At 60.9% G+C, this 22825-nt stretch carries 19 protein-coding genes; 13 read left to right on the forward strand and 6 right to left on the reverse strand.

What is annotated here, in order from left to right; genetic code table 11:
- Positions 1-145: 145 nt before the first annotated feature.
- Entirely contained in the window at positions 146-1009 is an 864-nt protein-coding gene (locus tag ACTFPK_RS06065; protein WP_274778277.1) for an ATP-binding protein, read from the reverse strand.
- 281 nt (positions 1010-1290) lie between these two features.
- Here ACTFPK_RS06065 and ACTFPK_RS06070 point away from each other — a divergent pair, with 281 nt between their 5' ends.
- Complete coding sequence (locus ACTFPK_RS06070) at positions 1291-2199, forward strand: GIY-YIG nuclease family protein (RefSeq protein WP_274778278.1); 909 nt, start codon at positions 1291-1293, stop codon at positions 2197-2199.
- 125 nt (positions 2200-2324) lie between these two features.
- Here ACTFPK_RS06070 and ACTFPK_RS06075 read toward each other — a convergent pair whose 3' ends face one another.
- From ACTFPK_RS06075 to ACTFPK_RS06090, 4 genes are all read right to left on the reverse strand, one after another.
- Entirely contained in the window at positions 2325-3071 is a 747-nt protein-coding gene (locus ACTFPK_RS06075; protein ID WP_274778279.1) for an amino acid ABC transporter ATP-binding protein, read from the reverse strand.
- Positions 3064-3732: an amino acid ABC transporter permease gene (locus tag ACTFPK_RS06080; RefSeq protein ID WP_274778280.1), complete on the reverse strand. Its 669-nt coding sequence runs from the start codon at positions 3730-3732 to the stop codon at positions 3064-3066. Before ACTFPK_RS06080 ends, ACTFPK_RS06075 begins: the two co-directional genes overlap by 8 nt.
- Before the next feature lie 10 nt (positions 3733-3742).
- Entirely contained in the window at positions 3743-4522 is a 780-nt protein-coding gene (locus ACTFPK_RS06085) for a transporter substrate-binding domain-containing protein (RefSeq protein WP_279058428.1), read from the reverse strand.
- Between the two features lie 74 nt (positions 4523-4596).
- A complete protein-coding gene (locus ACTFPK_RS06090; RefSeq protein ID WP_274778282.1) occupies positions 4597-5748 on the reverse strand; it encodes a trans-sulfuration enzyme family protein in 1152 nt (383 codons plus the stop codon).
- 425 nt (positions 5749-6173) lie between these two features.
- Between ACTFPK_RS06090 and ACTFPK_RS06095 the strand changes: the two genes are divergently transcribed.
- The 9 genes from ACTFPK_RS06095 to ACTFPK_RS06135 all read left to right on the forward strand — a co-directional run bounded on the left by ACTFPK_RS06095 (position 6174) and on the right by ACTFPK_RS06135 (position 19197).
- Positions 6174-6695 (forward strand): PadR family transcriptional regulator, encoded by a 522-nt coding sequence (locus ACTFPK_RS06095; protein ID WP_274734353.1) that lies wholly within the window; start codon positions 6174-6176, stop codon positions 6693-6695.
- Positions 6692-7387 carry an ABC transporter ATP-binding protein gene (locus ACTFPK_RS06100; RefSeq protein WP_274778283.1) on the forward strand — a complete coding sequence of 232 codons (696 nt, stop codon included), beginning with the start codon at positions 6692-6694 and terminating at the stop codon, positions 7385-7387. The genes ACTFPK_RS06095 and ACTFPK_RS06100 overlap by 4 nt, the downstream gene beginning before the upstream one ends.
- Positions 7388-7389: 2 nt before the next feature.
- On the forward strand, positions 7390-9582 hold the full coding sequence (locus tag ACTFPK_RS06105) for an FtsX-like permease family protein (RefSeq protein ID WP_274735327.1): 2193 nt from the start codon (positions 7390-7392) through the stop codon (positions 9580-9582).
- A gap of 751 nt (positions 9583-10333) precedes the next feature.
- A complete protein-coding gene (adhE, locus tag ACTFPK_RS06110) occupies positions 10334-13246 on the forward strand; it encodes a bifunctional acetaldehyde-CoA/alcohol dehydrogenase (protein WP_439911317.1) in 2913 nt (970 codons plus the stop codon).
- A gap of 398 nt (positions 13247-13644) precedes the next feature.
- Positions 13645-14382, forward strand: a complete 738-nt coding sequence (locus tag ACTFPK_RS06115) for a phosphoglyceromutase (RefSeq protein WP_016443345.1) — start codon at positions 13645-13647, stop codon at positions 14380-14382.
- Between the two features lie 393 nt (positions 14383-14775).
- Positions 14776-16482 (forward strand): anchored repeat ABC transporter, substrate-binding protein, encoded by a 1707-nt coding sequence (locus ACTFPK_RS06120; protein ID WP_274735329.1) that lies wholly within the window; start codon positions 14776-14778, stop codon positions 16480-16482.
- Positions 16479-17585: a choice-of-anchor M domain-containing protein gene (locus ACTFPK_RS06125; RefSeq protein WP_016443347.1), complete on the forward strand. Its 1107-nt coding sequence runs from the start codon at positions 16479-16481 to the stop codon at positions 17583-17585. The genes ACTFPK_RS06120 and ACTFPK_RS06125 overlap by 4 nt, the downstream gene beginning before the upstream one ends.
- The gene (locus tag ACTFPK_RS06130; protein WP_016443348.1) at positions 17573-18331 is read left to right on the forward strand and encodes an anchored repeat-type ABC transporter ATP-binding subunit; all 759 of its coding nucleotides are present in this window, start codon (positions 17573-17575) and stop codon (positions 18329-18331) included. The genes ACTFPK_RS06125 and ACTFPK_RS06130 overlap by 13 nt, the downstream gene beginning before the upstream one ends.
- On the forward strand, positions 18328-19197 hold the full coding sequence (locus ACTFPK_RS06135) for an anchored repeat-type ABC transporter permease subunit (RefSeq protein ID WP_016443349.1): 870 nt from the start codon (positions 18328-18330) through the stop codon (positions 19195-19197). Before ACTFPK_RS06130 ends, ACTFPK_RS06135 begins: the two co-directional genes overlap by 4 nt.
- An 85-nt stretch (positions 19198-19282) precedes the next feature.
- On the opposite strand, the gene phoU is transcribed toward ACTFPK_RS06135, so the two are convergent.
- On the reverse strand, positions 19283-20008 hold the full coding sequence (gene phoU, locus ACTFPK_RS06140; protein ID WP_016443350.1) for a phosphate signaling complex protein PhoU: 726 nt from the start codon (positions 20006-20008) through the stop codon (positions 19283-19285).
- A 181-nt stretch (positions 20009-20189) separates the two neighbouring features.
- On the opposite strand from phoU, the gene ACTFPK_RS06145 reads away from it, so the two are divergent.
- The 3 genes from ACTFPK_RS06145 to ACTFPK_RS06155 all read left to right on the forward strand — a co-directional run bounded on the left by ACTFPK_RS06145 (position 20190) and on the right by ACTFPK_RS06155 (position 22749).
- On the forward strand, positions 20190-21371 hold the full coding sequence (locus tag ACTFPK_RS06145; RefSeq protein WP_039899279.1) for a sensor histidine kinase: 1182 nt from the start codon (positions 20190-20192) through the stop codon (positions 21369-21371).
- A 9-nt stretch (positions 21372-21380) separates the two neighbouring features.
- Positions 21381-22070: a response regulator transcription factor gene (locus tag ACTFPK_RS06150; RefSeq protein ID WP_016443352.1), complete on the forward strand. Its 690-nt coding sequence runs from the start codon at positions 21381-21383 to the stop codon at positions 22068-22070.
- Between the two features lie 136 nt (positions 22071-22206).
- Entirely contained in the window at positions 22207-22749 is a 543-nt protein-coding gene (locus ACTFPK_RS06155) for a CarD family transcriptional regulator (protein ID WP_274733343.1), read from the forward strand.
- Positions 22750-22825 lie beyond the last annotated feature (76 nt).

A 22825-nucleotide genomic window follows, 5' to 3' on the forward strand; every position in this document is an offset into this window, starting at 1 on the left:
GTCTGATATCCAGTCCTTATTAGTATCGAAACCAGACAATGACAATCATGATTCGAGAACACAGATACACCACTAACCAGGACTTGACCTCTCACGAGTCTTACTGCTGTGCCATGCTACTGGAAGAATAAGTCCCCATTAGGGCTTAAGCGCCGCCAATGGCGCGACTAGCACGCCGTCGTCGCGCCGATAAGCAACTTGAGTTCCGGTGACCACGAGCAAGAATGATGGTTCGCCCTCGTGAGAGGTATTGATTCGTTGTGCGAGTTTTTTTGAGGTGGTCGGCGGCTTGGTCGATTGAGCGTTCCCCAAGTTTCACCTCAACTAAGGCCCAACGCCCGTCATCTAAGACCAGGACGGCGTCGGCTTCGAGTCCTGTTTTATCGCGATAGTGGTAAACCTGGCCGCCCAAGGAATCGACATAAATCCGCAGATCATGCACGCACAGTGATTCGAAAAGAAGTCCAAAGGTTTCCCAGTCGGTCAAAAGTCGCTTCGGGGTGGCATTGAGCATAACGGCAGCCAGTGATGGATCGCAGAAATGACGTGTGGGGCTGGTGCGAACTGCCGTCTTTGAGCGCAGCCGCGGATTCCATGCGGGTAAATCTTCGAATACAAAAGATCTATTCAAAGCGTCCACATAATCAGAAACGGTGTTGCGTGCGGGTGGTTCTCCCTGCATGTCCTGCGCGATGGTAGCCAGCGTTGCTTGAGAAGAAGTATTGCGAGCGTAGGATCGTAAAATTGCCTGTGTCCAAGCGCGGTTCCTGTTAATCCCGTCGATTTGCGCAATATCGGTATCCAAAAGAAGCTGGATATACTCTTTCGCCATATCGAGGGCAGTACCCTCATCTTTTTCGGTTACGGCTTCAGGCCAACCGCCCCGGCAAATGACAAAAGCAATTCTCTCGATATCGAAATCTACCAAAGTGCCGATATCGTGCTGGCCATCAAAAAGCTCAGTGAGAGAAACCGCTGCATTGGATTCCCGCGTTTCCCATAGGGACATAGTCCGCGCCCCCGTTTCTGTTGTGCAAGTTGGACCGTTTCTGTTGTGCAAGTTGGACCGTTTCTGTTGTGCAAGTTGGACCATTTTTGTTGTGCAAGTTGGACCGCGGGGCGAGAAAGGGAGGGAAGGCGGGAGCGTGCGGATTCCCGTGGCTCACTTCCGGAGCCAGCTATCCGACCCGCTAGCCACCCGCCAGCGCGTCTATAATTTTGCATCAGTAACGTTATCGAGAATTTGAACGGTATTCGGAACCGGGGAACCCACGGGAAGGCGCTGGTGATATGGCACGGGGCAAAGCGATTGAGCTGTTCTTGGTGGATGGCACGCCCGGCGGGATTATGACGGCAAGCATCGCGGACTGGACGGGCGTCGTCGTTTCTGCGCGCCGCGACCAGTTATCCGAGCTGCTGCGGCGCGAGGACGCCCACGGTAACGGTGTCTACCTCCTCCTCGGCGCGGATCCGGACGCCATTGATAACACCTGGTGTTACATCGGCAAAACCGAGAATTTTGGCGAGCGGCTACGCACCCACGACCAGCGCAAACCGCAGTGGAACCGAGTTGTCATCATCGGCAGCATGCAAAAATCCTTCAACGAAGGGCATTGGGGTTACCTGGAATCGCGCCTCGTCGATATTGCTCAGGCCGCCGAACGCTGCTCTATGCCCGATAACAAGCAGGTCCCGCGACTGCGCAAACTCTCAGAAGGTCAGCAGTCGTCGGCGGAATCTTTCCTCGATAATGTCAAGGTTATTCTCCCGATTCTCGGCGTGAATGTGCTGCGCTCACGCTCAACAATCGCCGCGGCTCCCGCTCCGGAAACGCCCGCGTCCACCTCCGCGCTTTTCCATCTGCGCCAAACCAATAAAGGTGTCGATGCGACGATGCAGCTGGTTGACGGTGAGTATTTCGTTCTCAAAGGTTCGCGCGTCGTCGCCGAATGGCACCTGCGTGGCGCCTCCGAATCGACCTTGCGTTCCTACACGTCCTACGCCGCGCTGCATAAAAAGCTCGTCGATGATGGCTCCATAAAAATTTCCGAAGGTGCCGCGGTTCTCACGCGCGATATCGCTTTCGGTTCGCCCTCCACCGCGGCCGCGGTGATCCTGGGCCGCTCCTCGAATGGCCGGCGCGAATGGCTCGCTGATGACGGCCGCACTTTCGGTGAATGGGAAGCGGATAACGCGTAGAAAGGCGCGGGGCGTGTTGTGATAGTACGACGACGCCGCACCTCCCACCCGGCGGGTCTGCCCGACTATCACCCCAACTCTCCGGTTCGGCAACCCTCCGGTTGTGCAACCCACCTTGCGCGTTTCTACAAGTTTTCTGCCGGGTCGTACACCGATAGGAACTTCACGATTCGCTCATTCTTCGAGGTAAAGAAATCTTCCGGGGCGCCTTCGTACTGGATGTGGCCCGCGTCCAAGAAAACCACCTGGTCTGCCACGCGCCTCGTGAAATTCATATCATGGCTCACCACGATGAGGCCCTGCCCCTGGCTGGCCAGTTCGGAAAGAACGTTGGAAACCTCAGCGGCGAGCTCCGGATCCAGCGCGGAGGTTGGCTCGTCGCACAAAAGATATTTCGGACGCATGGCTAGCGCCCTGGCGATTGCTGCCCGCTGGGCCTGGCCGCCAGAAAGCTCCGCGGGATAAGCGTGCGTTTTCGCGCTGAGTCCAACTCGCTCGAGCAATGAGTCGCTGTCGATGCGCGCGGCTTTCTGGTCTTTTCCGTGCAGCCGTGGGGCAAGTTCAACGTTGTCGCGCACGGTCAGGTGCGGGAATAGATGAAAGCCCTGGAATACCATGGCTGAGTGCGAACGGATTTCTTCTTTGTCCGCCTTCGTTACTTGTGCTGGGAAGGTCAGGGAAAAATCCTCAACTTTGATGTGCCCGGAATCGGGAACTTCGAGCAGGTTGAGCGTGCGCAGCAGCGTGGATTTACCGGAACCGGAGGGGCCCACGATCACAGTTGTTTTGCCGGGTGAAAAGGCCGCGGTTACGCCCGCTAAGGCGTGGGTATCCCTGCCGAAGGTTTTAGTTAGGTCTTTTATCTCAATCATTTTTCACCACGTACTTAGAGGTTTTCTTTTCCAGATATGCCTGCAGCCACGCCAGCAGTGTGCAGATGGCCAGGTAAATAGCTGCGACTTCAACGTAAAGTATCAAGGGCTCATAGACGCGCGCTGTTATCTGCTGGCCGATCTGGAACACATCAGAAATGGTGATGACGGAGGCCAGGGACGTTGACTTCACCAGGTTCACGAATTCGTTACTGATGGAAGGCAGCGCGATCCGCCAGATCTGCGGGCCAATGACGTGGCGAAGCGTCTGCCAATGCGTAAGGCGCAACGTAGCGGCGGCCTCCCATTGGCCCGAGGGGATAGAGAGTTGCGCTCCGCGGATTCCCTCGGAGATATACGCGCCGGTGTTCAGCGAAAAGGTGATGATAGCGGCTAGCCAGGCCGAAAGCGTGATGCCGACCTTGGGCAGCCCGAAAAAGACGATGAAGAGCTGCACGAGAAGCGGGGTGCCGCGGAAAATCCACACATACAACCACGCTGTGGCCCGAGCTATCCGACTCTTAGATAGCCTCAGCTGGGCAGTAATAATGCCCAAAACGAGCGCTATTGCGAAAGAAATCAGGGAAAGCGGAATCGTAACTTTTAACGTGGCCGCTAAGAGTTGCGGAAAAGACTCGAGCCATAGCGTGATCGTATTCATGACTTACCTTTTAGTTAGGCGAAATATCTTCGCCGATGTACTTCTCAAAGATCTTTGCGTAGGAGCCGTTGCTCAGGCCCTTGGCAATAGATTCGTTGAGTTTCTCCTTGAGTGGTTCAGAACCCTTGGCCAGCATGACCGAAATCTGCACCGGTTCGGCGCCGGGCACCTTGATGCCGTCCAGATCGGTCGCGGAGGTTTTCTTCAGGAAGTCAGAAACCGTCACGACGTCGTTAACCGTGCAGTCTGCCTGGCCGTTAATGACTAGCTGTGTTGATTCAGAGAAACCTTGGCTGGGCACGATATCTGCGCCAGCGGCGGCGGCAGTCTGGCCGTAGTCAGAAGACGGAGTCTGGGCGCACTTCTTGCCTTTAAGATCTTCCAGCTTGGTAATGCCGGAGCCCTTTTTAACCAGGATCTCTGAACGAGAAATAGCGTAAGGAGCGGTGAAATCATATTTCTTCCGGCGCTCCTCCGTCGGGTTGATGTTATTGATGACGATGTCATATTTGCCCGTGTCGAGGCCGGCAATGAGGGAATCCCATTTAGTCTCAACGAATTCGGGTTCAACGCCGAGGTCTTGGGCGATGAGCTGGGCGATCTCCACTTCAAAGCCCACCAGCTTGCCCGATTTGTCATGGTAGCCGTAGGGCACGAACGTGCCCTCGATGCCTACTTTGATTTTTCCGGTTTCTTCGATCTGGGCCAGCGAGTCTTTCTTGGCTCCGCAACCGCTCAAGACGGTCACAGCGGCAAGGCCGGCAGCCAGCACCTTAAATATTTTCTTCATTGCGGTTCCCTTAATTGATGGTTTGGGTACTTGATGGTTCGGATATTTGATGGTTCGGTTACTTGACGGTTCCCTTAGTTGATATGTGATAGGGCATTTTCTAGGTCGGCTTTGAGATCGTTGACGTCCTCGATGCCAACAGAGAGGCGCAGCAGGCGGTCAGAGATTCCCGCCTTTTCGCGTTCTTCCGGGCTCAGATTTTCGTGGATCATGGTTGCCGGGTGGCAGATCAGGGTTTCCACGGAGCCCAAAGAAACCGCGAAGCGCATAAGCTTCAGATTCTTCGCGAAGGTATGGAAGTCGATGCCGTCAGCAAGTTCAAAGGCGAAAAGTGCGCCGTCGCCCTTCGACTGGCGGGTGTGAATCTCCTTTTCTTTGGGTGAATACCAGCCGGGTGCTAATACCCGCGACACGGACGGGTGATTCTCGAGGTAGTTCCGGAGGATTGTGGCATTTTCTTGCTGGCGTTCGAGCCTGATAACAAGCGTCTTTAGCCCGCGCAGAATCGAATAAGAATCGAAAGGCGAGAGGGGATTACCGAGTGCCTTGGAGGCTATCTTCAGGCTGGAATACCATTCGTCGTCATTGGTCAGTATAAAACCGGCTAAGACATCGGAATGTCCGCCAAAATATTTCGTGCCCGAGTAAACGACGGCATCTGCGCCCAGTTCCAAAGGCCGTTGCAGGTATGCGGTTGAGAAGGTGTTATCAACCACGACCTTGGCATTTACTTTTTTAGCCAAAGATACGACATGAGAAATATCGGTAACCCGGAGGGTGGGGTTGGTGGGCGATTCCAGGAATATCATCGCGGTATCTGCGGGAACCTCCGTCAACTCATTAAAGTCGTCTACGAACTCGGCGGTTATCCCGCGGCGGGTGAAAAATTCGTCGACCAGTAGGAAAGTGCCTCCGTAAACTGACGAGGTAAGTAATACGCGGTCGCCTGTTGTCAGAGAGGAAAAGACCGTCGCGGTGGCGGCCATCCCGGTGGCAAAAGCCAGTGCGTGCTTAGCGTTTTCCACGTACGCAACCGCGGATTCAACAGAGCCGCGGGTCGGGTTGGAGCTGCGCTGATACCCGTACGGCCCCGCGGAGCCGTCGGTGGGTTGCTCGAATGTGGATGCCAGATAAATAGGAGGTATGACAGCGCGGTATTGATCATCGGGGCGCGAGGCGGAGTAGTCGTTAACAACTCGGGTGGCAAAAGAATAGGGTTGAGGCATAGTTAATCCATTTTGGGTACGCGAAATTACGGATATTGCTATCCGAAAAATAAGGGGGAATTGTGCCCGCTGCGGGCGATGAGAATGTGCTAGCTGAAATTAGCAGGACATGCACATAGGCATACACATGCACATGTAGGTACCCATAGCCATGGAGGCGGATACGAATGCGACGGTGTTATTAGCCATGGTTGAAAGGATAACGGCAAACTGCGTGAGACGCAAACCGGGTCAGGAAAGTCCATTTGCGGCTTTCTGCCGCGTTGAGCTGCGGTAATACGACGACGCCGCGCCTGCCGCCCCGCGCGGGCACCTGGCTATCACCGCAATTCCCACGCTTCCCGCATCTCTTGCACCTCCCGCATCCATAGCTATACACTCAGTGACTAGCTGAACTAGTTACTGAGTGAATAGTTGGTGGTGGGATGGAAGTTCAGTACGCATTCCTCGGTTTGCTTACCCGCGAACCGAGCTACGGCTACGAGTTAAAAAAGCTCTATGACCGCTATTTCGCGGGGGATAAGCCGATTTTGGCCGGCCAGGTATATGCCACCCTCGCGCGGCTGGCCCGCGATGCCAAAGTGACGCAGGTGGATGACCATGAAAGCTCCGGCGGCCCGAGCCGCACCCGCTACGCACTCACCACTACCGGGGAGCGCTCCTTACGCGAATGGCTGGCCACCCCGGAGGTTCCGGCGCTCGCGCTCCAAGAGGATCTCTATTTCAAAACGATTCTCGCGCTCCTCGTGACCGGGGATGCCTCCCGCTATCTCAAGGCGCAGCGAGCCACCCACCAGCAGCGTATGCGCGAGCTCACCACCCGCAAGCAGGGCGCCCCGCTGGCTGAAAAACTTCTTCTCGATAGCGCCATTTTCCATATCGAGGCGGATCTGCGCTGGATCCAACTGACTTCCGCACGTCTCGACCAGCTCAAGGAGGAGCTATGAGCGATAGTATTCTTTCCGCCCGGGATCTCAGGAAAAGCTACGGGAAAACGGCCGCGCTGCGCGGCGTGAGCCTGGAGATCCAGCGCGGGGAAATCCTGGCTATTATGGGGCCCTCCGGTTCGGGTAAATCAACTCTGCTTCACGCGCTGGCCGGTATCGAACTTCCCGATAGCGGTACGGTCTCCTACTTCGGCCCGTTCCCGGCGGGTGCCGCAAGCCAGCCGCGTGAACTCACCGCGCTGTCCGATGATGAACGCACTCGCTTGCGCCGCGAGGATTTCGGTTTTGTTTTCCAATTCAGCCAGCTCGTCCCGGAGCTCACCGCCCTGGATAATATCGCGGTGCCGCTTCTGCTGGGCGGCACCGCTAAGCGCACCGCCTACGCCACGGCGTATCACTGGCTCGAGCGCGTCGGTTTAGCGGACCACGCGAAGGCACTGCCTGGCGAAATGTCCGGTGGGGAAGCCCAGCGCATCGCCATCGCCCGGGCGCTGTGCCCCCAGCCCAGCATCCTTTTTGCCGACGAACCCACCGGCTCCCTCGATTCCCTCAACTCCGAATACGTGATGAGCGGCCTGGTGCACCTGGCCCGCGAACACACCATGACCGTCGTCCTCGTCACCCACGAACCAACCATCGCCGCCTACGCGGACCGCGAGGTCATCGTCCGCGACGGAATCCTGGAGGCCTAACCATGCACGTGGCCTGGATCGTGGTACGTCAATCCCTCGCCCAAACCAAGGGACGCCTCGCTCTTATTACCGGCGCGGTTGCTTTCGGAACCGTCCTCTTGCTCGCTTTCGCCGCTTTCACCCACGCGACTTTCGACCGCACCGCCGAATCCTGGCAGGAGGCACTGCATAATGCACCGTATGTTGAGGATGTGCCCGCAGCTGCGGCGTCGTCGCATATAAAAATGTATCGCCCCGGTATCGATGACCTCGCGGTGATCGGTGGGGCGCAGGTGGAGGTTCTGTATGTGGACGCGGCCGGGGTGAGCGATCCGGCGCAGCTGCACGGTATCACCTGGCCGGGGCGCGGCGAATATCTGCTGTCGCGCGGAACCCGCACCCTGCTGGAAACCAGCGCGAATCCCGCGGTGGCCGGCCGCTTCGGAACCACTGATCGGGGCATGCTGCCGCAAGAATTCACCAACGGTCCGGACGACCTCCTCGCCGTGGTGGGTGCAGATCTGAGCGAGGTGGGTGTTGCGCACAGCGTGGCCTCGTTCGAGCCGGCCGGGTCGAGTGGCAGCGACCCGAATTTCATCCTGCTCCTCATCGGCCTGGTCGTGCTGCTTTTCCCGGTGCTTTTCCTTATTTCTATTTCGGCGGCGCTCGGCAGTGCCCAGCGCGAACAGCGTTACGCCACGTTGCGCCTGGTGGGGGCCACCACGGCACAGGTGCGCGGGATTCTCATCCTCGAGGCGCTGGTGGGAGCGGCGGTCGGGTATGTGCTGGGCGCGGCGCTTTTCGTGGTGGCGCGGCCGCTGCTCGCGGAGATTCCGCTGGCGCGCGGGCGCTATTGGGCGGAGTCCCTCGCGGTCACGCCGCTGGCGTACGCCTTCGTCGCGCTCGCGATTATTGCGATGGTGGTGGGGGCGAATCTGTGGGGGCTGCGGCGCATTGATGCCACGCCCCTGGGGGTGGTACGACGCCGCCGCGCACCCACCCGCCCCTCTCCGCTCAGTTTCGCCGGTATCGCGCTGGCCTGCGCGATCTTCGGCTATCTGTATGTCACCAGCGAAGCGGATAATGCCACGAACTCCGAACAAACTCTTTTCCTGGCGGCTGTGGTCATCATGATGTTTGGCCTGGTGGTGGCAGCGCGCTGGTTGATCTACGCGCTGGCTGGCCTGAGCGCGCGGTGGGCGCGGCGGGCTCCTATGATTATCGGCCAAAAATACGTGCGGGCGCATTCTGGGCGGATCGCCCGCTCGGTTTCCGGGGTGATCCTCGCGCTTTTCGCCGGTACCTTCTTTATTACGACGGTTTCCGAGGTGGATTTCCTGGGTGCGCAGGTTCCTACGGTGGCGGAGAAAATGCCGGCCACTACCGCGGTGCTGGCGAACCTCAGCCCGGAGCAGGCCGAAGCCGCGTCCTGGGCGATTCCCGCGAATGTCCCGGGCGCCCGAGCCCTTACGGTGCCCTATCTCGCACGGTCCTGGGTGGTGCTTCCCTGCGATGGCACCGAGCGGTACGTGGGACTCACGTGCCAGGGCAGTGGGGTAGTAGGCGTGAATTTTTGGGACTTGGCCGATGCGCCGGGCACCGTCGTCGAAGCCCGTGATGCCACACAATTGGCCGGAACCGTGCAAGAAGAGTACAGCGCGCATATTTCCGGGCAGGCCCACGCGGTGCTGCTGTCCCTGCGCGAGCCGGGCGATATTGAAGCGGTGCGCACGATCCTCATGAATGCGCAGCTGGGCGAGCCGGGCGATATCTATGTGTTCGCCGGTGGGAGGGGTATCGCGGTGGCGGTGGACAAGACCGTGGAAACGATGACCTACCTCGTCTACGCCGGAATTGCGCTGACGTTTGCGGTGGCGATTGTATCGCTGCTGGTTTCTACGTACGCGGGGTTATTAGAACGACGCCGCTCTTTGCTGACCCTGCGCCTGAGCGGCATGCAGGTGCGCCAGCTGGCCGCCATGCTCGTGGTGGAGTCGGTGCTCCCGCTGGCTGTCATCGCCACGCTGACGACGGCCGCCGGTTTCGGCTCAGGCTGGCTGCTCATGGAGATGCGCTCGACCACCTTGGATGCCTCGTTCTCGCCTGTATTGCTGCTGGCCTTGCTGGCTGCGCTGGGCTTCTCCCTCCTCGCGGTCCTGGCACTCGTACCCGCGCTGCGCCGGGTCAGCGAGCCGGCCAATAACGCGCGGGAGTAGCGGGCTCGGCGCTGTAGGTATTTCCTGGCTGAGCCCTGCAAAGAGATCGTCACGCTAAGACGGCTTCTCGAATCAGCTCAGAGCGTGTCACGTTCCGCTCGTGTGCGCGGGCGTCACTAGCTTTAATTTCCTCGGGCGGGAGCTGTACTGCGCACGTATTACATACGTAGTACAGGTGTGAAAACACATACCGCCCTCTCTGGGAATGGTGTGGCTCTTGAGAAAAGCGAAACTTCACCCTGCTCGCCTCAACGTCTCCTGCCAGCGGTGCGGGGGAGCCCCCGAAACTCCACGCCGCCTTCCTGAGTGCCCTTTGCCAGGCTGGCGCCGTCGTGAAAAAAATAACTTTGCGCACGGCGAAGAAGGGGACATGAGTCCCGCGAAGTTGTCTGACTTTTACTTTTCGGGCTGGGTCGCGCGCGCGAACCGCGATTTTCTGAGGAATTTTCAGGGCTTTTCAGCGTGTTTTCCGTGCGTAAAACCGCAGGTAACGGGCAGAAAGTCCCGGCTCTGCTCCCGCTTGTCTCGCGGCACGCCCGGTGCGAGCTGCGCTACAACGCAGGCATCTTTCATTCGCTAAAGTAAAGGCGCGAGCGACGATGGAGCCGGCAACCGGCATCACGGCTCGTACGGAAACGCGCATGGTTCGTCAAGAGCCGGCGTCGCTCCCGCACCGCGGGTCTCCCGCAGCGCGGGGCGCGCTATATGCCGAAGGTGACACAGGCGCGGATCCATTGGGAGAAAGCGAACTATGGCTACCACTCAGCAAACTGGTGACCGCACCAACGTTGGTGACATGATCGATCGCTTGGCATCGCAGGCAATATCCGCCCTCGAAGAATTCGATGCCTTCGATCAAGAAAAGATTAATGCGATTGTGCACGCGATGGCCCTTGCCGGGGTTGATCAGCACATGGTGCTCGCCAAGGCCGCCATTGAGGAAACAGGCCGCGGCCTCTACGAAGATAAGTGCGTCAAGAATCTTTTCGCCACGGAATATATTTGGAATTCCATCAAGTATGACCGCACTGTGGGCATTATCCGGCAGGATAAGCAGAAGGGCATTATCGAGATCGCTGAGCCCGTGGGCGTGATTGCCGGGGTGACGCCGGTGACCAACCCGACATCCACCACGATGTTTAAGTGCATTATCTCCATCATGACCCGCAACCCGATTATTTTTGCGTTCCACCCCAGCGCGCAAAAGTCCTCGGCGCTCGCCGCGCAGGTCATGCTGGACGCCGCGATTGCCGCCGGCGCCCCCGAACACTGCATCCAGTGGATCGAAACTCCCTCCCTGGAAGCCACGAAGACCCTGCTCAACCACGATTCCATCTCCCTGGCCCTGGCCACCGGGGGTGCGGGCATGGTGGCCTCCGCCTACTCCACCGGCAAGCCGGCCCTGGGCGTGGGCCCGGGTAACGCCCCGGTGTACGTGCACAAGACCGCCAAGGTCAAGCGCACCGTCAACGACCTCATCCTCTCGAAGACTTTTGATAACGGCATGATCTGCGCCTCCGAGCAGTCCCTCGTGATCGATGCCTCGATCCGCAAGGAGCTCCTGGCCGAATTTGAGCGCATGGGTTGCCATATTGTCACGCCGGAAGAGAAGAAAGCCCTGGCCAAGTTCATGGTCAAGGAAGATGGCACGATCAGTGCCGACGTCGTCGGTATGAACGCGGACCGCATCGCGGAAGGTGCCGGCATTGACGTTCCCACCGGAACGAAGATCCTCCTCGTTGAGCTCGAGGGTCTCGGTCCCGAGGAACCCTTCTCGCGCGAAAAGCTGTGCCCGGTGCTCGGCTACACCACCGTGGAAAGCGATGCCGAAGGCTTCGACGTGGCCGAAAAGCTGCTGCGCTTCGGCGGTCTGGGCCACACCGCGGTCATCCACACGGAAGATAAGGACGTGGCGCGCGAATACGGCCTGCGCATGAAGGCCTGCCGCATTATCGTTAACGCTCCTTCCGCTCTGGGTGGCATCGGTGACGTCTACAACGGCCTCATCCCGTCCATGACGCTCGGCTGTGGCTCTTACGGGCGGAATTCCGTTTCGCATAACGTCAGCGCTACCGATCTCATTAATGTCAAGCGAATCGCGGAAAGGCGTAACAATATGCAGTGGTTCAAGGTTCCGCCGAAGACGTACTTCGAGCGGTACTCCACGCAGTACCTGCAGAAGATGCCCGCGATTTCGCGTGTCTTTATCGTCACCGACCCGGGCATGGTTATGAACGGCTACGTGGATGTTATTATCGATCACCTCAAGGCCCGCCGGGACGACGTCGCCTGGAACATTTTCCAGGACGTGGAACCCAACCCCTCCTCGACCACGGTGTTCCGCGGGGCGAAACTCATGGAAGAATTCCAGCCCGATTGCATTATCGCCCTGGGCGGCGGTTCTCCCATGGACGCCGCGAAGGCCATGTGGCTCTTCTACGAACACCCCGAATCCTCGTACTTCGGCATGAAGCAGAAGTTCATGGATATCCGCAAGCGCACCTACCGCTTCCCGAAGCTGGGGCGCAAGGCGCAGTTCGTGGCCATCCCGACCACGTCCGGTACCGGTTCGGAATGTACGCCGTTCGCGGTTATTACCGACGCCGAAACCCACGTCAAGTACCCCTTCGCCGATTACGCGATTACCCCGAACGTGGCGATTGTGGACGCGCAGTACGTGGACTCGGTGCCCGCCCGCACCGCGGCCGATTCGGGTATGGACGCGCTTACGCACGCCATCGAATCCTATGTCTCCACGATGGCCAGCGATTACACCCGCGGCCTGTCCATCCGCGCCGCCCAGCTCATCTTCGCTAACCTGCGCAAGTCCGTGCTGGAAGGCGATATGGAAGCCAAGGAAAAAGTGCACAACGCTTCGGCTATGGCCGGTATGGCCTTCGCCAATGCGTTCCTGGGCATTGTCCACTCGCTGTCGCACAAGGTTGGCGGTGAATTCGATATTGCGCACGGTCGCACCAACGCGATCTTCCTGCCGCATGTTATTCGCTACAACGCCACCAAGCCGTACAAGCACTCCATCTTCCCGGCCTACGAGCACTACCGCGCCGACGAAGACCTCGCGGAATTCGCGAGCTACATGGGCTTCCCGGCTTCGACCACCGAAGAGGGCGTGCAGTCCCTCATCGACGAGGTCACCAAGCTCGCCGAGGATCTCGGTATTGAGATGAGCCTCAAGGCGAACGGGGTGACCTGGGAAGCTCTCGAGCCCAAGCTTGACTGGCTGGCCGACCGCGCCCTCGAGGACCAGTGCACTCCGGCCAACCCGAAGGCCCCGCTCGTTTCCGAGCTGCGCACCCTCATCATCGATGCCTTCGAAGGCGAAGTCGGCTACACTGCCTCGCGCGGTGTGGACGTGCTCGCTGACCTCGGCACCGGTGAGGCGGCCCGTCGCAAGGCCGCGAAGGTGCGCAAGGGTGAGTCCAGCCGGCCCTCTGCCTCGCAATCGGCCACGAACGCCCAGGTAGAGATCTACGATCACAAGGCCAAGGCCAGCCTCGAGCACGCCGAAGCCGATCAGGATGATCCCGCCGTTGAAGAACTCGTTGATACCCAGCTTGAGAGCGGCTCTTCCGCGAAGGCGTCCGCGAAGGGCGCCAAGGCTGAGAAGAAGAACGACGGCGCAGCTGAGGGCGCGGCGAACTAATCCGACAAAGCCAGCCTGGCAGGTGGCGGGCGTCGGGGACACGCAGTCCGGCGCCCGCCGCGCTGGGCCTCAAGGCTCGCCTCCGGCGGGTTTCCATCGGTAGAGTGGGTAAGGTGAAGAAGAAACTACTGACTGTGGCGGGAGCGCTGCTGTGCTCGCTAGCCCTGGCCTCATGTTCCTCATCCCCTTCGGATAACCCCAGTTCCGATCCGAGCTCCTCGGGTCCCGGATCCTGCTCGGTGGAATCGAACGCGCCGGGCTGCTAATCGGCTATCAAGCCGCTGGTGGCCCGGTCCGCGCGCGGCCGGCAGCGATGCCGGGCGCGGGCGCCGTCGTTCCCCTTTAAGTTCCTGGCAAAGAGCGTGGTAAGCCGCGCCGTGACATGAAAGAATAACGATATGACCTACACACTGGTATTGCTCCGCCACGGCGAGAGCGATTGGAACGCAAAGAACCTGTTCACCGGTTGGGTTGATGTGCCGCTCTCGGAGAAGGGGCGTGCGGAAGCCGCTCACGGCGGCAAGCTCCTCAAGGAGAACAACATCCTCCCCGACCTCCTCTTCACCTCGCTGCTCCGGCGCGCGATCACCACGGCGAATATCGCCCTGGATGAATGTGATCGCCACTGGATCCCGGTGCAGCGGTCCTGGCACCTGAACGAACGCCACTACGGCGCGCTGCAGGGCAAGAACAAGAAGGAAATCCGCGACGAATACGGCGAAGAGCAGTTCATGCAGTGGCGCCGCTCCTATGATGTTCCGCCGCCGGCCATTGAGCTCGGTTCGGAATGGTCGCAGGATCAGGATCCTCGCTACGCCGGTGAGCCGATCCCGCGCTCGGAATGCCTCAAGGATGTGCTCGCGCGCGCGCTGCCCTACTGGGAATCCGATATCGTTCCCGCCATCAAGACCGGCAAAACGGTCATGATCGCGGCGCACGGTAACTCGCTGCGCGGCATCGTCAAGTACCTTGATGACATCTCCGATGATGACATCGTGGGCGTGAACATCCCCACCGGCATTCCGCTGGTGTACGAGCTTGATGAGGAAACCCTCAAGCCCGTCAAGAAGGGTGGTACCTACCTCGATCCCGAAGCGCAGAAGAAGATCGCGGAAGTCGCCAACCAGGGCAAGTAATTCGCATTCTCTAGCGCTAAGTTAGAGGGCTAAGAGTCAAGCAGGGCTCCGGTTATACCGGGGCCCTGCTGCTTGTTAACCACGGGCGCGCTGTGTGGCGGGGGTTGCGGGCCCGCTGTGGGGAAGCCCGCGGGCGCCCTAGCCATACTGCTCAGGGCCATGGAAGCTCCGGGTGCCCGCCAACACGGCCCGGCTATGAACTCAGTCACGGCTTCGCGGCCGGGACTTGTCCAAGCTCGCCCCACCCCCTACCATTGAGCTGGTAATGATAACGGTTATCGTTACGGCTTATGGGCGGCTCGGCCGCTGCCTGTGAAGCGCCCGGTCACATGCCGAGCGCAGCGCCGCCAGCCGGCGGCCTGGATTCACGTATCCGGAGGTGTGTGTCCGAGCATGATGAAGCTGCTACCCGCCGTCGCGTCCATCCTCGCGATGGTCTGCCCCGCCGGTATCCCTTCCGGTGGGAGCCAGGAAGCGCTGGCGGGTAGTGTTTCGGCCGCGGGAGTGAGGACCCGCGCCGAAACTGGCGATCGGAACTCCGATGCGCCACGGGTAGTCGCCTCCACTCCGATACTCGCGGACCTCGCCCAGAACGTTCTGGGCGAGCGGGGTGAGGTGACCTCCCTTGTGCCGCCCGGGGCGGACCCGCATTCTTTTGAACCGTCACTGCGGTCATTGCGGGAACTGGCCCGGGCGGACATCGTCTTCTCCAACCAATTGCTGCTGGAAGACCAAGCGCTGCTCGCCACCATGGATGCTACCAGGCGCCCCGGCGTGAAGAACGTCGGTTTGGGTGAGGCGGCCGTCGCATACGGCGCGCGCCATATTGCACTTGTGGAGGATGCGGCGCTCAGCACTGTGTGGCTCGGTTTCCGGGCCGGTGCACCGGTTGCGCCCCAGTCGCAGGAGGGGAACGACGCCGCACCGTCCGCTTCCACCACCTCCGCTCCCATTGTTTCGCTGCGCGCGCTCTCGGTTACCGGCCCGGGCACCCTCGCCGCTTTCACCACCGGAACGTTCGGGCAGCCCAAGGTCTATATCGATTCCTCGCGTGACGAACTCGGGCACGTGGATCTTCCGGCCCAGGCCCATACCCATATGTCCTGGGCTTTTTCCGCCCCCGGTATTTACGAATTGCGCATGCGCGCCGAAGTGCAGGAAAACGGGCAGAGCCGCAGCCTCGGGGAAGGAACAGTGGTCTTTGCGGTCGGGGTGGACCCGGCCACAACCGGGCGTAGCCGCGTGATCGACGCCGGCCACGTGGATATCACCATGGCCGATAGCGGCGCCATTACCCTGCGCGGGGAAATCGAATCGGCCCGCACCACCGAGGTATCCCCGGATAGCGCGGTCATCGCGGTCCCGCACACCGTAGCCACCCATATTCCCGGTGAGCCCGCCTGGCGTTTCCTGGGGCGAGCCGGGGATACCAGCTGGGTATTGGCTCAGGCGGTTCTGGGGGAACACGTGCACGGCGATGTTGATCCGCACCTTTGGCTGGATGCCTCCAATGCCGTCGCTTACGTGGAAACCATCGCCGCCGAGCTCAGCGCCCTGGATCCCGCCGGCGCCCCGACGTACGCGGCGAATGCGCAAGCCTATATCGCCAGATTGCAGGGGCTGGATGAGTGGCTGCGCGGCGTCGTCGCCTCGATCCCGGCGCGGCAGCGCAAGCTCGTGACCGCGCACGATGGCTTCGGCTATCTGGCCCGCGCTTACGGCCTGGACACGGTTGGTTTCGTCACCCCGAATCCGGCGCTGGAACCCTCCGCGCGCCAGCTCGCCAATCTCACCCACACGCTCATGGACCTGCGTGTTCCCGCTGTTTTCGGGGAACCGACCACGGCGTCGCACGCCGGAGAGCTGCGGGCGGTGGCAAGCGCGGCGGGCGTGGCGGTCTGCCAGCTCTATTCTGATTCTTTCGACGGCGCTGCCACCACCTACGAAGCCATGATGATTGCCAATGGCCGCGCCCTGAAAAACTGCCTCGACCCGGGCGCACTGCCGGCCTGGCCTCCCGATTACGAGGTGCCGCGTCTGCCCCTGGCAACCGCTACCGATCAGCTTCCTGCCACCGAAACCACGAAGGACAACTCATGACTCGATTTGCCAACGTCCGCTCTGTTTGCGCACGCAGTCTCGCCGCGCTGGTTGTAGCTGCGCTCAGCTGTGCCCTGGTGCTGACGCTGCCCGCGCGCGCCTTCGCCCATCCGGACCCGGCACCCACCGCGCCTGGCTCCAGCACCGCGGTTGACCCGGCCCTCACCCAAACGGTGAGCGGGGATGAACAGCTGGCCCCGGCCGGCACCCCGGTGGAGATCAGCTCCGGTCACGTGGATATGGGCCCGCGCCTGACGGATGCCGGTTGGGATTTCCTGGTGCGCGATGATTCGGGTGCCGCGCCGGTATGGCGTTCCGTGGATGACGTGGTCTTCCGAGTGGGGGATGCAGCCCGCATGGAGGTGCCCGCCACCGACGCCTACTCCTTTATTCATGCTTCCGGCCCCGCCTACGTGATCCCGCAGCAGCAGCTCGCTGACGTGGTGTGGTTGGGCTGGAATACTCAGGATCCCGGCGTGGTCAGCCGCGTCAACGGGGATGTGGCCCTCACCTACGGCGGGCACGCCGGTGAAGGCCAGTTCACCGCCTTCGTCGATTCGGGGAACTTCTCCGGACCCACCCTGCTGTGGAATTCCGAAGTGGCCACCTCGCAGCCGGTCCACGTTTCCCTCAATACCCACACCCACGCCAATTGGGTCTTCACCCAGCCCGGCGTACACCTGGTGCGCCTGACGGTATCCGCCCAGCTCACGGACGGTACCCAGGTGGAGAAAACCGTGACCTTGCGTTTCGCGGTGGGGGCGAATACTTCTGCCGACGCCGCCCGCGCGGCCCAGTGGCCCAGCGGCAGCGATGGTGCAGCTGCCACCGGCTCGGCCGCGGATAACGCCCGGGCGGGGCAATCCGGCGGCGGTCAATCCGGTACGGCGCAATCGGGCGCGAACGGTGCCCAGAACCCCGCTGGCGGCGAAGCGGAGATCCCGCTGCGCTGGGTTGTTATCGGCTGCGCCGGTGCTGTGATTCTCATTGCCGCCGGCTTTATCGGGGCGCGTGCTTCACGCCGCCGCCACCAGGCCGCCGCGCTCGCAGCCCGTACCCAGACCCGCGATAGCGCGGAAGGGGAGGAATCGTGCCGGCATTAACGGTCCGTGACCTGGCGGTTGTCCTCGGGGGAGTGCGGGTGCTCCGCGATGTCAATCTCGAGGTGGCAGCCGGTGAACTCGTTGGCCTCATCGGCCCGAACGGCGCCGGGAAAACCACCCTCATGCGCAGCATTATGGGGCTGCTCACGCCGGCAGCGGGCACGATTGAGGTGCGCGGGGAGCGGGTCCGGCCCGGCCGCCCACACCGTGCCATCGGCTACGTGCCGCAGTCGCGCGCAACCCAATGGGGTTACCCCATGAGCGTGGAAGAACTGGTGGCCACCGGCCTCGAACGCCGCGGGCTGCTCGCCCGCACCCGCCTCGGGCGGAACGCGTGGGAAAAGGTCTATGCCGCGCTCGATAGGGTCGATTTATTCGAGATGCGGCGTCGGCCCATCGGGCAGCTTTCCGGCGGGCAGCAACAGCGCATCCTCATCGCGCGCGCCCTTGTGCGCGACCCGGCCATCCTCCTCCTGGACGAGCCCTTTACCGGACTTGACCACCCCACCCAGGATTCCCTGGCCGATCTTTTCCTCTCGCTGCGCGCCGGCGGGGCCGGAATTATTATGTCCACCCACGACCTCACCCAGGCCGTCGATATTTCCACCCGGGTGGCCCTCCTCAATCGCACAATTATCGCGGCCGGTCCGCCCGCCGATATCCTCCGCGCCGACCTGTGGATGGAAACCTTCCAAGTGCGGGCTTCCTCGCCGCTGCTGCGCGTCCTCGGAATGGTGAAAGCATGAGTTTCTTCGATTTTCTAGCCGATTTATCCAATCCGGTGCTCGGCTTCCTCCCGCGCGCGCTCCTCGTTGCCATGCTCTCCGCGGTCGTGTGCGGGGCGGTGGGCGTACACGTGGTCCTGCGCGGCATGTCCTTCCTAGGAGATGCCCTCGCCCACGCCGTTTTCCCCGGTATCGTCATCGCTTTCGCGCTCCAGGGTTCCATTCTGGTGGGCGGAGCGGTCGCGGGCGGCGTCGTCGCCCTTCTTATCGCGCTCGCCTCGCAAAACCGCAACCTGCGCGAAGACTCGATCATCGGCATCTTTATGGCCGCGGCTTTCGCTTTCGGCGTGGCGCTCATCGCGCGCATCCCCGGCTATACCGGGTCCCTCGAATCTTTCCTTTTCGGTTCGCTCACCGGCGTGGATAGCTCCGACGTGCTCACGTCCGCCATCGTGGCCGCGGCCGTGCTTCTTTTCCTCGCCGTGCTCCACCCGGCGCTGCTCTCCGTGAGCGTGGACCGCGATTTCGCGCGCGCCACCGGCACCCGCGTCCTGCTTGTGGACGTGTGCCTCTACCTCACCGTGGCGCTCGCGGTGGTCATTTCCGTACAGTCCATCGGCAATATTCTGGTGCTGGCGCTGCTCGTCACCCCGGCCGCCACCGCCCGCCTGCTGACCGACCGGGTGGGCACGATGATGCTGCTCGCCCCGCTCCTCGGGTGCGCCAGCGCTTTCGTGGGGGTGTGGCTTTCCTGGGCGGCGGATATTCCGGCGGGCGCGGCTATCGTGCTGGTTACGACGGCGCTTTTCGCCCTCGTGTGGCTGAGTGTTCCGGTGCGTGGGAAACTGGTGCGGGCCCGCACCGCACGCGGTAGCGACCGCGCGTAGTACAGGCCCGTACGACGCCGCCGCGGCCAGCCGGCCGCCTGCCTAGCTGGCACGCGATCCTGGCCGGAGCGGCGGTAGTACTATATTAATCTTCCATATCCCCGGCGGAGAAACCTGCGGGGAAATCGCCACCGAGCATTTCTTCTTCGGTGCCCGGGGTGGATTCCACATCCACGCGCAAGCCGGTGACCAGGAAGTGCATGCGGCGCGCCACGGTGACCCCGTGATCCCCGTAGCGTTCCAGGAAACGGCCCAGCAGCACCACGTCCACGATTTCCTGGTGGCTCATGCCGTTATCTTCGTCGAGAACCAGCTGGAAGGACTGGCGGTGCAGATCGTCAAGAACTTCATCGCGTTCGTCAATCTCATCGGCGATGGCAAGATCCTGCTTGCGCACGAGCTCTTCCACCTGGCGGCCCACTCGCACGGCCTCATCGGCCATGCGTACGAGCAGGTCATAGCCGGGGCCGCCCACCACGCGTTCGGGGAAACGCCCGCGCGCGATATAGGCAACGTGCCGGGCCAGATCACCCATGCGCTCCAGGGTAATGGCGATGCGCATGGCAGTCACCACGGTCCGCAAATCCGAGGCAACCGGCGCCTGGCGCGCCAGCAGCGAAATAGCCATATCTTCAATCTGACGCTGCAGCTCATCAATATTTGCATCGGCATCGATAACCGATTCCGCCAGGGCCAGGTTGGCGTTCCGCAGCGAATCTGCGGCGTGTTCCATCGCCCGAGCGGCGCTGCGAGCCTGCTTGGCAAGCGTTTCCTCGAGCGTCTTCATTTCGTTGCGGAATTCTTGACGCATTAAAGCTCCTCATTTCTGTGCGCCCGCGGGCGCGTTTGTAGCGCACGGCGGCGCACCACAGGTCTTATTTCAGCAGTATGGGGTTAACACTAGCGGCATATTCCGTAAACAGTAGGTAAATAGCGGGCTTTCGGGGCCGTCGGGCGTGCCAGGCCGCGCTCGGACAGGCTAGTCTGGAACCATGGTTGAAGGAATCGCTGTGCTTGCCGCGGTCTGCGGGGGGATCGCCGTGGGCATTATCGCCTCCCTGGCTTTCGCCTATTCGCAGCGTTCGCTGCGCCCATTGCGGGTAACCGCGCCGGTAGAGCCGGTGGAGGACGCCGTGAAAGTCCTCGAGGCGATTCCGCAATTCTTTGTGCTGGTGTCCGCCCTTGACGTGGTGGAACGGGCCTCTACCCAAGCGTATAGTTTCGGGCTGGTGCGCGATGATCGCCTGGTGCGCCCGGAGTTCATCCAACTGGTGGCGCGGGTGCGCGATACCGGGGAGGTGCTCTCCCGCCCGCTCTCCATTAAACGATCCACGCTGAAAAATCAGAGCGATACCCGCCTGATGGTTTACGCCGCGCCGCTGTCCGGCGGGCGGGTGCTCGTGCTTTTCGAGGACAATACCGAGAAGCTCAAACTGGAAGAAACCCGGCGCGATTTCGTGGCGAATGTTTCCCATGAATTAAAGACCCCGGTGGGGGCAATTTCTTTGCTGGTGGAAACCCTGGAAAGCGCGGCGGATGATCCGGAAGCGGTCCGGCATTTCACCGCCCAGCTAGATACCGAAGTGGTGCGCTTGCGCGGTCTGGTGCAGGATATTATCGAGCTTTCGCGCCTCCAAGAAGGTAATGCCCTCACCACCACGGAACTTGTTGATGTGGATGCGGTGGTAGCCGAATCGGTGGCCCGCATGGATGTGGAAGCCGCTAATCGCGGGGTGAAAATTGTGAGCGGCGGGCAGCCGGGCCTCACGGTTTACGGCGATAGGCGCATGCTCGCCACCGCGGTTCGCAATCTGCTGGATAATGCGGTGCGCTATACCCGGCCGCACGGGCGGGTCTCGGTAGCAACATCGCTGGCGGATGGGCAGGTGCTTATTTCCGTCGTCGACCAAGGAGAGGGAATTGACGCGGCGCAACGCGAACGTATTTTTGAGCGTTTCTACCGCGGGGATGCGGCCCGGGATCGTAATTCCGGCGGCTCCGGGATCGGCCTCGCCATCGTCAAACATGTGGTGCAAGACCACGGCGGGCGCATCAAATTATGGAGCAAGGTAGGCCAGGGCTCCACCTTCACCATCTGCCTACCCGAACCCTATATTCCCGAGGCGGCTCCCAGCCCTGAAACTAATGCGCTTGAGCATTCGGAGAGGAAGTAACAAAACACCATGACCACGATTCTTGTTGTTGATGACGAACCTACCTACCGTGACACCCTCGCATTCAACCTGGGCCGGGACGGTTACGAGGTGGTCACCGCCGCGGATGGTACCGCGGCCCTGGAACAATTCCGGGTGGCGCGCCCCGATGTGGTGCTTCTTGACCTCATGCTTCCGGGCATGTCCGGCGAGGAAGTGTGCCGCCGGATTCGAGCCACCTCGGATGTGCCCATCATTATGCTCACCGCCAAAGATTCCGAAATCGATAAGGTGGTCGGTTTGGAGGTAGGGGCGGATGACTATGTCACCAAGCCCTATTCTTACCGGGAATTGGTGGCGCGGGTGCGGGCGGTGCTGCGCCGGGCGAGTACCGGGGCCGCGGACGACGTGGACGAAGACGTGCTGCGCGTGGGCCGGGTAGAAATGGATACCGATAAGCACGAAGTGTATGTGGGCGGAGAACTCATCAGTATGCCGCTGCGGGAATTCGAGCTGCTTGAACTCTTCTTGCGTAATCCGGATCGGGTGCTTACCCGTCCCCAGATTCTTGACCGTATCTGGGGTTTGGATTATATGGGTGATACCAAGACCCTGGATGTGCACGTCAAGCGGATTCGCTCGAAGATTGAGGTGGATCCTTCCGCGCCCACCGCGCTGGTTACGGTGCGTGGGCTCGGTTATAAGCTGGTTTCTGAATAGCGAAGCTGTGGCCCGCACCGCAGCCCTTTGTGGCTTGCAGCGCAAAAAAGATCAGAGACTACACCGTCAATGGTAAAATGTCTATCGGATATGCGCATATTGCGCGAACGCGCAGCGGAGAAAGGGTTCTGATTCAATGCCGTTCAAGGTCGGAGAAACCGTTATTTACCCGCATCACGGGGCAGCGGAAATTACTGATATTTCGGACAAGATTATCAGGGGTGAAAAGCGCACCTACCTCACGCTTAACGTCATGCAGGGCGATATGGTCATTCAGGTTCCGGCCGAATCCATCGAGGAAGTTGGGGTCCGCGATGTCTCCAACGAAGATCAGCTTGAAGTGGTGTTCCGGGTTCTGCGCGAACAGGATGTGGAAGAACCTTCCAATTGGAGCCGGCGTTTCAAGGCGAATACCGAAAAGCTCACCTCGGGAGATGTTAATAAGGTAGCCGAAGTGGTGCGTGACCTCACGCGCCGGGATACGGATCGTCACCTCTCCGCGGGGGAGAAGCGGATGCTCCAGCGCGCCCGCCAGATCCTCTGCTCGGAAATTGCCCTCGCCCGCGAATTGAGCGAAGAAGAAGCCGGTGAGCTCCTTGATGAGATCCTGGCCGAAGGTAACGAAGGCCGGGAACCCAGCTCGGAAGAAGGCGGCGCGGCGTCCACCTCATCCAACTAAAGAGCGGGGCCTCGTGCCCAGATACACGTGATTGAAGCGGCCTCGGGAATTTCCCGGGCCGCTTCATTCATGGTGG

This window comes from Actinotignum sp. UMB0459 (assembly GCF_051905915.1).
GTDB classification, from domain to species: Bacteria; Actinomycetota; Actinomycetes; order Actinomycetales; family Actinomycetaceae; genus Actinotignum; species Actinotignum sanguinis.